Origin of the sequence: Paenibacillus sp. FSL R5-0914 (assembly GCF_038004525.1) — a bacterium.
Lineage (GTDB): Bacteria > Bacillota > Bacilli > Paenibacillales > Paenibacillaceae > Paenibacillus_AQ.
On the sequence record NZ_JBBORH010000002.1, the window covers coordinates 857,863 to 869,555 of the forward strand.

The 11,693-nt window shown below is 42.3% G+C and carries 5 protein-coding genes; 1 reads left to right on the forward strand and 4 read right to left on the reverse strand.

The genetic code is table 11. From position 1 onward, the window contains the following. The first annotated feature begins 74 nt into the window (after positions 1-74). Positions 75-6,380, forward strand: a complete 6,306-nt coding sequence (locus tag MKX60_RS20010) for a discoidin domain-containing protein (protein ID WP_341060765.1) — start codon at positions 75-77, stop codon at positions 6,378-6,380. Between the two features lie 74 nt (positions 6,381-6,454). Here MKX60_RS20010 and MKX60_RS20015 read toward each other — a convergent pair whose 3' ends face one another. From MKX60_RS20015 to MKX60_RS20030, 4 genes are all read right to left on the reverse strand, one after another. Beyond that, complete coding sequence (locus MKX60_RS20015) at positions 6,455-7,708, reverse strand: HAMP domain-containing sensor histidine kinase (protein ID WP_341060766.1); 1,254 nt, start codon at positions 7,706-7,708, stop codon at positions 6,455-6,457. Between the two features lie 249 nt (positions 7,709-7,957). After that, the gene (locus MKX60_RS20020; RefSeq protein ID WP_076287027.1) at positions 7,958-9,097 is read right to left on the reverse strand and encodes a Ger(x)C family spore germination protein; all 1,140 of its coding nucleotides are present in this window, start codon (positions 9,095-9,097) and stop codon (positions 7,958-7,960) included. Beyond that, positions 9,094-10,545, reverse strand: coding sequence for a spore germination protein (locus tag MKX60_RS20025; protein WP_341060767.1), 1,452 nt, complete (start codon positions 10,543-10,545; stop codon positions 9,094-9,096). Before MKX60_RS20025 ends, MKX60_RS20020 begins: the two co-directional genes overlap by 4 nt. Next, positions 10,542-11,636 (reverse strand): GerAB/ArcD/ProY family transporter, encoded by a 1,095-nt coding sequence (locus tag MKX60_RS20030; RefSeq protein WP_042188184.1) that lies wholly within the window; start codon positions 11,634-11,636, stop codon positions 10,542-10,544. The genes MKX60_RS20025 and MKX60_RS20030 overlap by 4 nt, the downstream gene beginning before the upstream one ends. Positions 11,637-11,693: the final 57 nt, after the last annotated feature.

Sequence of the window (11,693 nt, forward strand, 5' to 3'; positions counted from 1 at the left end):
GGTTGAATTATTAAGATTGAGCCGAGCACAATGTTTATCTACTTATTTCATAAACAAAAGAGGAGAGTATGATTTTGTTCAAAATCAAATCTTTAGCCAAACGTTTGATTGTCAGCTTATTAACGGTAGGTTTAATTGTACAGCAACCTATAAATGTTCCAAAAGCTGAAGCAGAAAATGTAAGCGTTATTACGGGATTATCTGCTATCCCAGAGCATAACTTTTTGAATCTGTCATCCGATTCGACAAATCGAGAGGAACTAAATTTCAACACAGGTTGGTTATTCAAACGTGAAGATGTAAGCGGATCCCAAGAGGCAAATTTTGACGATAGCGGCTGGGAGGGAGTCAATCTACCTCATAGTGTGCGTCTGGAGCCGAAGATCAGCGGCGGCTCTAATCAAAGCTATCAAGACTTTGCAACGTATCGAAGACATTTTACGCTCGACAATTCTTACAGCGGTAAGAAGCTATTTATAGAATTCGAAGGTGCGATGATCAATGCTGAAGTGTGGATAAACGGCACTTATCTAGGAAACCATCACGGAGGCTACACCCCTTTTACATTCGACATCACGAACTATGTTCAATTAGAGGGGGCAACAAACGTCATTACAGTCAAGCTGGATAACAGAGATGACCCACAAACGCCACCTGGCAAGCCGCAAAGTGGTTTGGACTTTCAATATTTCGGAGGAATTTATCGAGATGTTAAACTGCATGTCATGGACAATTTACACGTCTCCGATGCTATATACGCAAATAAGGTGGCGGACGGTGGCATCTTTGTTACTTACCCAGAGGTGAGTAAAGAGGAAGCGATGGTGCAGGTGAAGACAAATATCATCAATGAATACATGATCGCTAAGAACACCAGTGTAAAAACCACAATTGTAGACAGCAATAATCAAGTGGTTGCTACAATGGTGAGTGATCCACAGAAAATAGGAGCGGGAAGCGATTATACATTTATCCAATCGACGAAGATATCTAAACCACAGCTTTGGCATCCTGACCATCCTAATTTGTATACGGTGTATACAGCTGTGAATGATGGGGCTGCTTATGTAGATAGCTACAAGACCCGTATCGGGATTCGTCATATTCAATTTACACCTGATCAAGGCTTTCTCATCAATGGAGAAAAATTAATGTTAAATGGCGCAAATCGCCACCAAGAGTATTTGTATGTCGGCAATGCAATGCCTAATTCTGGACAGTACAGAGACGCTGTGCAGCTTCGAGAAGGCGGTTTTAATAACGTGCGAACGGGTCATTATCCACAGGATCCAGCATTCCTTGATGCGGCAGACGAGGTTGGATTGACTGTCATCTCCCCAACGCCAGGCTGGCAGTTCTTCGGAGATTCTGTCTTCCAAGAGCGTTCCTATCAAGCCATTCGGGATATGGTACGCCGTGATCGAAACCATCCGAGTATTATTATGTGGGAGTCCAGCTTGAATGAAACGACATACTCGCTGGAGTATGCACAAAATGCTCATAAAGCTACCCATGAAGAATATCCTGGAGATCAGACGTACACATCTGCAGAATACGGATTCTTCGGTAAAGAAGTTTATGATGTAAACTACAAAGAATTAGATACAGCATTCAAACCACTCTTTACGAGGGAATGGGGAGACGATTGGTCGGAAAGCGCGACAAGTCCAACGGGTTATCGATCGGTACGCAAAGTGGGCGAAACCGACATGCTCAACTCCATGATCATGCGTCAAAAGGCGCTAAATGGTGAAGGCTACTTCGACTGGGCGGGCCTCAATGCCAATTCACGTATAGCCGGACATTCGGTTTGGAGCTTTAGCGACAACAACCGGGGTATGGATTCTGACCCGGCATATTCAGGCCTAGTGGATCTGGATCGGTATCCGAAATTTAATTATTATTTCTTCCAGAGCCAGCGTAATCCTGCTGTGAAGCTAAGTGGTGTCGAATCTGGACCGATGGTCTATATCGCTAATTATTGGACACCATCTTCGTCAAGAAATGTCACAGTCGCTAGTAATACGAAGCAAGTTAAGCTTTATTTGAACGATACACTCATCGCTACCCAAAGTCCCGATAGTGGATTAAAGTATGTTACCCATCCGACATTTACATTCAACAATGTGTCCTGGGCGGCGGGAACATTACGAGCTGACGGATTGATTGACGGCAAGATCGTGGCTTCTCATACCGTGAAAACACCGGGAAAGCCACATCATTTGGCTGTTGAGTACGATACGAAAGGGAAGGATCTTGTTGCAGACGGTTCCGACCTAGTGATGGCTTATATTACGGTGCGGGACGCTGACAATAACATTGTTCCAACAAACTCTATTTCTGTTTCCCTAAACTTGAGCGGTCCGGGGGGACTTATCGGTAATGGTGTAACGCGAACGTTTGCCAACCCTGTTGCCGTGGAAGGTGGCGTTGCCGCTGCAATCGTGAAATCCTCACTTACGGATGGCACTTTGAAATTAACGGCATCAGCGAGTGGATTGCTCCCTGGAAGCGCTGAAATCACCAGTATTGCAAGTCACAGTGTATTCGTTCCTGGTGGAAGTGATGGAGGTGACAACTGGTTTGAAGGTGAGAATGTTGCTTTGAACAAACCTGTAATAACAAGTAGCGAGCAAAGCGGTAATCCAGGAACAAACGGCAATGATGGAGACGAAAATGCTGGATGGACAGCTTCAAATAGCAGCTCGGATCAATGGTGGGAAGTCGATTTAGGAGAAGCCTATAACATTACGGGATCTGAAATCGTTTGTGCGAATAAGAGCTCCAATAATCAGTACAAAATTGATGTATCTGAAGATCAGGGATATTGGACGACTATTTTGGATAAAACCCAATATAAGACGGCAACGGCGCTGCAAAGGGATAAGCTCGTTGCTAACGCACGGTATGTGCGCGTAACGTTAACGGGTGCACAAACAGGTCAGGCTAGTTTGAATGAGATAAAAGTATTTGGAGTAGCATCGTTTCAAAATCAGGCGACGCGGCATCCAGAGTTGGTGAATGTCGCATTAAATAAGTCCGTCAGTGCAAGCAGTTCGGTAACTGGCAACGAAGCTTACAATGCAAACGATGGAATCAATGCCACTTGGTGGGAGGCTAGCAGCAATGCACCTGGATGGTGGCAGGTCGACTTGGGTGCTTCCTACAATCTTTCAGGCAGTAAAATCCTTTGGGGAAGGGATAACATCTATTACTCCTACAGATTAGAGGTATCCTCCAACGGTAAAGAATGGTCGCAAGTGGCGGGCCGCTCGGCTTCAGGTCAAGATATGAGACCAGACAACTACACGGCAACTGGCGTTAGATATGTACGAGTATTTGTAGATTCTCTTGCAGGGGGCAGTGGTACGGAGAAGCCAGCGATCAAAGAAATTCAAGTCTACAGCGATCCTAAGAACATTGCGCTTAATAAGCCTGCTACCGCTGACAGCTCGCAAAATAATAACCCTGTCTCGGCAGGTAACGATGGAAATGAAACGACTCGTTGGAGCGTAGCCGACGGTAATGTTGGGCACTGGTACAAGGTTGACCTTGGGGCGATTTATGACTTATCGGGTACCAGGGTGAAATGGGAAATGGAGAATAAGAATTATGGATATCAAATCGAGGTTTCGGATGATGATGTAAACTGGGTGTCAGTAGCGAAAAAGTCAAGCTCACAGCAAGTGCAGTTTGACTATTTCAATACACACGCAAGATATGTTCGAATCCAAGTGACGGAGTTGTCCGATAGTTGGGCGAGCTTCTGGGAATTTGATGTTTATGGCGCGGTTCCGGTTGATACGTCGTTGATTCCACAATCGCAAATGACAGCTACGGCAACGAGTGAAGAGACAAGCGGCGAGAATAATGACGCTTCGCAAGCCATCGACGGTAATTCGTCAACAATCTGGCATACGAAGTGGGATTTGTCTAATCCGCTGCCACAGTCGATCACCCTTAATCTTGGTAATACGCATGTCATTTCGAAACTAAAGTATTTGCCAAGACAAAATGGGGCACAAAACGGAAATATTACTTCTTATGAGATATTAACAAGTTTGGACGGAGTTAACTTTACACCTGTTATAAGCGGAAGCTGGGATGAAGACAATACTGAGAAAGTCGCGGATTTCGTTCCGGTTGCTAGTAGATACCTGAGACTTACTGCTATCGAAGGTCATGGTGGATTGGCTTCCGCAGCAGAGATTAACATCATGAAGAATGAGATGGAGGAGGACTATCAAGCCCTTGTAGCGCTCATTACAAGTGTGCAAAGTAAGCACGATAGTGCTGTAGAAGGGAATGAAGAGGGTCAGTATCCAGAAGGTTCAAAACAAACATTGCAAAAAGCCATTGATCAAGCGAAGAAAGTGCGCGATAGCTTATCTGTTACCCAGCAGCAATTGCAGCAAGCGGCGAATGACTTAATTGCTGCCTTGCAAGTGATGGAGGAGAGTATCAATAAACATGAGATGGTTCAATCGATCACGATTACAAGTGGATCATCAGTGATTACGACTAAGAACGGAACTCTCCAATTAGGCGCTACCGTGCTGCCTACCAATGCTAATAGATCCGTAACATGGGCTGTGTATGAAGTAGATGGTATAACAGTAACGGACAAAGCAACCATCGATCTATCCGGTTTGCTGGCGGCTGTGAAAGATGGTACCGTGAAGGTTGTAGCTACAGCAACGGATGGCTCAGGTGTTCATGATGAAATGGATATTACCATAAGTGGTCAAACGGACATTATCGATCCGGGTACTGAAACAGTGTATGTTGGAACGATTGACATCACAAGCTCAGGAAATGTGTCCGCGATTACTGCTAAGAATGGAACTTTGAAACTAGGTGCTACCGTGCTACCTGCTAATGCTACGAATAAGTCAGTAACATGGGCTGTATACGAAGTGGATGGTATAACAGAAACGGATATCGCAACCATTGATGTATCCGGTTTGCTCACAGCTGTGAAAGACGGGACTGTGAAGGTGGTAGCTACAGCAGTTGATGGTTCTGGTGTCCAAGGAGACATGGTTATAACCATAAGTGGTCAAATGCAAATTATTGATCCAGGTACAGGTCCAGGAACGGGCGTAGATCCAGGCAATCCAACGACACCACCGGCGAAAGAAGATCCACATCGTTATGTTCCAGTGGGAAAAGAACTGCAAAGTGAAACTGCACAGAATGGAACAACGAGCCTGACCATTAACATTGATAAAGAAGCTTTAGCGAAGAAATTAGAAGCACTTAACAAAACTACAGGAACCCCTAATCTCGATATTGAGATTCCAGGAGTGAATTCATGGAATGCAGTGAATCTTCCACTGGATGTCTTGTACAACAGCTTGAAAGCAAATAAGGACACAATCATAACACTAAGAGGCCATTTAGGCAGTTATGAACTTCCGCTTGCCAATCTTAATCGTGAAGAACTTGAGAAAGCAGCTAAAGTTGCGGGTGCAACCTTAATCATTCGAATGGATAATGTGACTTCACAGCATGAGCAGAAGTTTGAACAATCCATAGTAGAAAAAGGAATGAAACGAGTAAGCGACATTATCGCGTACAAAGTCATTCTTAAATCGAATGATAAAGAAGAAGAGCTTCAACGTTTCGGAAATCCGTTTATGACACGTGTCATAAATATGGATCGCGTTATTCAAGATCCATCGACTGCGACCGCTGTTTTATTCAATCCGGTTACAGGACAAATGCGTTTCGTGCCATCGGTGTTTAATGTGAAAAACGGTAAGACTGTAGTCTCGATCTTCGGACATGCAAATGGTCTATACACCATCGTTCAGAACAAGAAAACATTCGATGATATGATTGGACATTGGGCACAAAAGGATGTTGAAACCTTAGTCTCTAAACTGATCATTAACGGAATGTCGGATCGGACGTTTGCACCAGCAGGCCAAGTTACACGTGCTCAATTTGCGGCACTACTGGTAAGAGGACTGGGGTTATCGACGGAGTCGTTAACGAATATGTTTGCAGATGTTAGTACAACTGCGTGGTATGCACAGGATGTGAATACAGCAGCGAAACTTGGTTTGGTTCAAGGCGTTGGTGAAGGGGAATTTAGTCCGGATTCACGGATTACGAGAGAGCAAATGGTTGTGATGATCATGAACCCTATTCAGTTCGTTCAAGGAGATCATAGAGCAGAAGCTCAAATCCGGACTCCATTTGCCGATCAGGAACAAATCTCTGATTATGCTACCCAAGCGGTAACAGAAGCGGTAGAGAAAGGATTAATCAAAGGGAAAACAGAAACAACATTTGCTCCGCAAGACGCAGCAACACGTGCTGAGGCAGCGTTGATGATTAAACAGCTTTTGCAATATTTGAAGTTTATGAATTAAGTAATATTAAATAGGCTCGGTTCAAACGATAAGTTTGAGCCGAGTTTTTTTGTTTCGTTGGAGCATCTAAGTACTCAGTCAGTTAATGGAATCGAGAGAATAAATTCAGTTCCTTCTCCTGATTTACTTCGTACATTTACATCACCGTTCATCGAACGGATCAGTTGATAAGAAAGCGTAAGTCCCAAACCGGTACCTTTGCTTTTAGTTGAAAAATAAATGCTTCCCAGTCGATCCATCTGCTCGCTGCTCATTCCAACCCCATTATCAATTATTATTATTTTTGCGAATTGGGATTGACGCTCAATACGGATGCTCACAATTCCTGTTGAATGAACAGTGCAAGCTTCTATCGCGTTTTTGATGAAATTTATGAATAGTTGTTTGATTTCAGTAGGATTTGCAGATACATATAGTTTATCCTCCAAGGGGTGCATCTCCAAAGTAACGTTATTCATATTGGCGTACGGCGTTATGATGTCTACAATTGAGTAGATTTGCTGCACAAGTTCAATTTTCTCTACCATAGAATGATTGGGTTTAGCTATCGATAAATATTCAGAAAGAATAACTTCTGTCCGCTTAATCTCTTCAAGGCAAATTTCAATATATCTCTGACTCTTTTCTCTTGTGATCGAATCATCCTTCAATAATTTTAAAAATCCCATAACGGCTGTAAGTGGATTACGGACTTCATGAGCTAGAGAGGCTGCGACATGAGCAATCGTTTCCGATTTTTCACTTTGAAGATACCTGAGATATAATTCCTTATCAGAAACTGCTTTATTAAAAAGGGAAATCAATATCCAAATTCCGAGGAAATTTTGTACTGGCATAACGAGGATATTGAACTTTAAATGCTGTATCGTGTATTGGTATTCCGTTGCAAACATAGTACCTATTGGAATAATGGAAAAGCATATCCCTGCAATGAGTGTAATAAGCTTTCGGTACTCGGAACGACGACGGTATAGATTGGATAACAATGCGGATAAGGAGAAAGTGATGGAGAGAATAATTATCGCGGAAAATAGTCCCTGGCCACCTATAAGCAAGCGGTATACTAGAAACTCAACGAGAAGAAACACTCCAGTAGTTATGCCGCCATACACCATTCCGAAAAACATGATCACGTAACGAATGTCGAATATGATTCCATTTTGTACACTAACAGGAAAGGTCATCGACATAAAAAGGCAAAACATACAAGCAATCGTAATAAATTGTTTTGAATAGTTTTCGGCTTTGTCACGATAGTAAATGGTATAAAGGACAAAAGGGGTTAGGGCAAACAATAATTGCAGTAAAATATCCTTAACATACAGCATATTAGCCCTCCCAATAGTTTAGAAAGAATTTGATATACTGTTTATTCGTTGTGACTATGAATTCCTCCTTCTGAGGGAGCGATGTGAAGGCACTAAAAATAACTATTGAGAAGAAAGTTACATATACAGGAAGAATTATACTGTGCGTGCGAAACCTGTCGTTTAATCATTTCAAGTAAAAAGGCTGATGAACAACTTTTAGTAATTAAAAGTTGTTCATCAGCCTTTAGTTGATCATTTCATCTGAGTTTACTCAATCTTAGATATCCCACCACTGATCAGATTCACCTTGATATCAATCTTTTCGATGCTGCTTGAATCGAGCGGTAAGATTCCTTTATCATTCAGTTTGTTCCACTCTTTTGGAAGATTACGATAGAATATTCCTGAGAGTCCATATACATCGGCATTTATTTCTAAACCTTTCAAGTAAGTTTCCCTAATCTGATCATCAATTACTTTTATCGCTTTCAGTTCAATATCTTTTCGATTAAGGTTTGCGCTCAATTCCGGAAGAGTGCCCTGCATAGACACTTTAATATCGAAAATAGGTTTGCCATGCTTCATCTTGGGTTTAATAGAGAATTTAACTTTGTTCATGACGATCACAGCAAGTACTTCTTTGTCATCTTTGATTATCAGAGGCGTTCGTTGCGTCTTTTTTTCCAGCCATCGAACCCCTAATATCTCTTTAGACTTCAGGCAACCACGAAATTGCTCATTTTGCAGAAAGCAGATCCCCGTCATGCTAATGTTAGGGGAAGGTTCCTTATTACTGGTCCAGTCTGGCGCAATTTCAAGAAAAGGTAATCGAACCGTTTCGGCTTTCTCTCTCCATTTCCATATAAACTTGTACAGATACAACGGAGCGACAACCGAGCTCTGTTCATAGGTTCGCATGGGACTGTTAAGCTGCGAGTAGATCACTGACAGATCGGCGATCGACGGGGTAGTCAGCACTTCTTCCATAGGATCGTTGGTTGCCATGGTCCAAACGGTATATCGAAATTCATAATATCGATCCCAAACGTCCAATACTTGATTGATGACGCTACCCTTCTTTAGCGCTGCTTCACTAAATACGATTGTTTTCACATTACTCCAGATAATTCTTTGTGGACTAGTGGCATATAAATTAAATATTGCCGCATCAAACGAATCTCCTTCTGCTTTCCCTATGAAGGTTTTTTGTTCTTGGCTCTGCCCCGCCTCTTTTTTCGCAATGCCACTAAAGTTAACCATTTGAATATAAACAACGACTTTGTTATCTACATAATCGACGCCTAATGTATTCACATAGATCATATGCTCAATTTCTTTTGATCCCCAACAACCTGTAAGCAGCATGGAGAGCAGAGCAGTAACAAGCATGCATCGGATCAATTTCATGATCGCTCTCGTCCTTTATTTCCCGTATTGTCCGTGAATTTTCCCTTTCCCCACGGCATTCTGAAAATAACTTTATAAAAATCCTTCCAGTGAGGCGGGGATAGAGGGGAAAGATAGTAGGTGCCGAAAGAACGTAGATTGACCATAAAGAGGATCAGTGCAAGCAGACATGTCATCGTACCAAACAACCCCAGAAACCCGCTAATGATGAGAATAGCAATTCGAAGCAAGCTAACAACGCTAACTAATGACTGGTTGACCAATGTAAAGGTAGCCAATACTGAAATGGCTATTACCACAATCGTACCTGGACCTGCAATGCCGGCGCTAATGGCTGCCTGACCGATAATTAAACCTCCAACTACCGATAAGGTCTGGCCATAAGCAGTAGGTAATCTCATCCCTGCTTCCCGAAAAATCTCAAACAAAATGAGCATCACAATCGCCTCCAAGGGAGCCGGAAGAGGCACGCCTTGTCTCGAATTTACTAGCGTTGCAAGCAGCGTAAAGGGGATTTGATCTTGATGAAACGTAGTAAGCGCGATCCAAAAGCCCGGCAAAAACAAGGAAAGCATAACCCCTAGGACTCTTAATAACCTAGTAAAAGCAACAAAGATATTTACCATATGTGCATCTTCCGAAGTATTCAACAAGAAGCTAAAGCTCACTGGCGCTATAATCACAGTAGGCGAACCATTCGTCAAAAGCACAAATTTGCCATGAAGCAGTGAATTCGCAGCATAGTCAGGTCTGCCCGTATATGCGAATAATGGAAAAAATGAAAACCCAGTCAGACTTTCTTCAAGCTGGGTGCTACTCACCAATCCCTGGATTTGAATGTTGGTTAGTTTTGACTTGATCTCATCTAGTACATGAGGTTTAATCGTTTCCTTGAGATATAAAAGATGAACTTCAGTCGCGGTTTGGATTCCAATACTGAATTGTTCAACAGCCAATAATTCGGTCTTAAGTCTTTTTCGAATAAGGGCAATATTGGTAAATGATTCTTCCGTAAAACCATCCTTAGGCCCTCTTGTGGACACTTCTGTATTGGGTTCTTCAGGTTGCCGTTTAGGTGGATCAGCCAATTTCACAACATAGTATTGATTCGATGGCGTAAAAAGAAGGAAAAGATCACCATTAAGCACAGTATCAATCATTGAAGCATTAATCTCTTTTGATGGAAGGGGGGTCATGTGAAACGGAACCTTTTGCATAAGATCGAGTTCACGTGATGTGAGAATAGATTCCGGGATCTTTTTTAATTCCGGGATGATATATTCTTCCACTTTGATTTCATCGCACAACCCCTGGCAATACACCAGTTGAACGGCATTGTCCGAGTCAGACAAAGAGATAGTTAGTCTCTTAATGTCTGAACTTGAACCAAATACTCGTGTGAACACATCCTCGAACGTATTGGATTCCTTTTGCTCAGGCTCTTTCATGATGTTGCTTTCCCCTTTCGTTGAGCCAAGCTAATCAGCCCTGCAATAATTACAGAAAAAGCGAGTACCCCCCATAAAGAAAAAGGAAGTACATAGTGAGCTAACATACTCAGAAAAAATTGATCACTAAATGGAATGGCTGTGAACACTACAATAGCAAAAGAAATGCTTCCAAGAACCAACATTTTCACTTTTTTGCTTTGAATTTGGAGTATATCGAGAATTAGAAACATTGTTAGAGAAATTCTCAGAAAAGCACCACTGAACCATTGATAAACGCTAAAAAAATCTAGATGCTCAATGTATCGTCCAATCGTCAGCAATCTCCATTCTTCATACGCGGGAAATCTGAGTTTATCAGCCTCATCCGGACCAAATTCAACAATTGCACCAATTATCGGACCCATGGTTAGACCTAAGATAAGCAGGATCATGATCATAAACGATAGATATGACAATCGCGATTTGATGTGATGTTGCATAAAGAAAAGCATGATGACCTCAACAAAACCTGCTCCTACGTACACGCTCCCTTTCCAAACGGGCTGCATACCGTGCTCAAGCATCGGTCTTAATAAGGAATAATCTTTATGAGTTGTATTAGAGAACATTATAAAAAAACCCAATATAATAACAAAAGGCAGCAAAATAGCAGCGGTATTCGCGAGGGAGTGAATACCTAAATAAGCATTTATCACAGAAATCAAAAGTAATACGAACGTAAGGACCAGTATAGGTGTCTCTGGTGAGAAGGTCAGATGCACCCAGTATACAGTGTCTCTAGTTGTAATCATGCATAAGACAAACAAATATACACTAGCGACTACCGCAAGTATACGGCTCACGATAGGAGGGTAAGCTTTAGCCAGCCAAGCGAAAAGATGCTGTTTTTTGATTTTTGTAGTACTAATGTGCAGGATAAAGATCCAAACTAGCGCACATGCCCCAGCAAGCAGCACTGAGATCCAGGCGTCACGTTTTGCCGCGTCCAATAGGATGGGGATGATAATGACATGATTTAGAAGGCCTGTACTCAGCATAATAATCATGATGGATTGAATAAACGTAATATTTGTTTTGATTTTCCTCATCCTCCTAAATAAACCGGACCCACCGTCTACCTTATAATGCCATTCTTTGAGGTGATT

What these genes read in the sequence shown, in the direction of transcription:
- MKX60_RS20025 (WP_341060767.1), bottom strand. Translation starts at nt 10,545, where the DNA reads ATGAAAGAGCCTGAGCAAAAGGAATCCAATACGTTCGAGGATGTGTTC.
- MKX60_RS20015 (WP_341060766.1), bottom strand. Translation starts at nt 7,708, where the DNA reads ATGCTGTATGTTAAGGATATTTTACTGCAATTATTGTTTGCCCTAACC.
- MKX60_RS20020 (WP_076287027.1), bottom strand. Translation starts at nt 9,097, where the DNA reads ATGAAATTGATCCGATGCATGCTTGTTACTGCTCTGCTCTCCATGCTG.
- MKX60_RS20030 (WP_042188184.1), bottom strand. Translation starts at nt 11,636, where the DNA reads ATGAGGAAAATCAAAACAAATATTACGTTTATTCAATCCATCATGATT.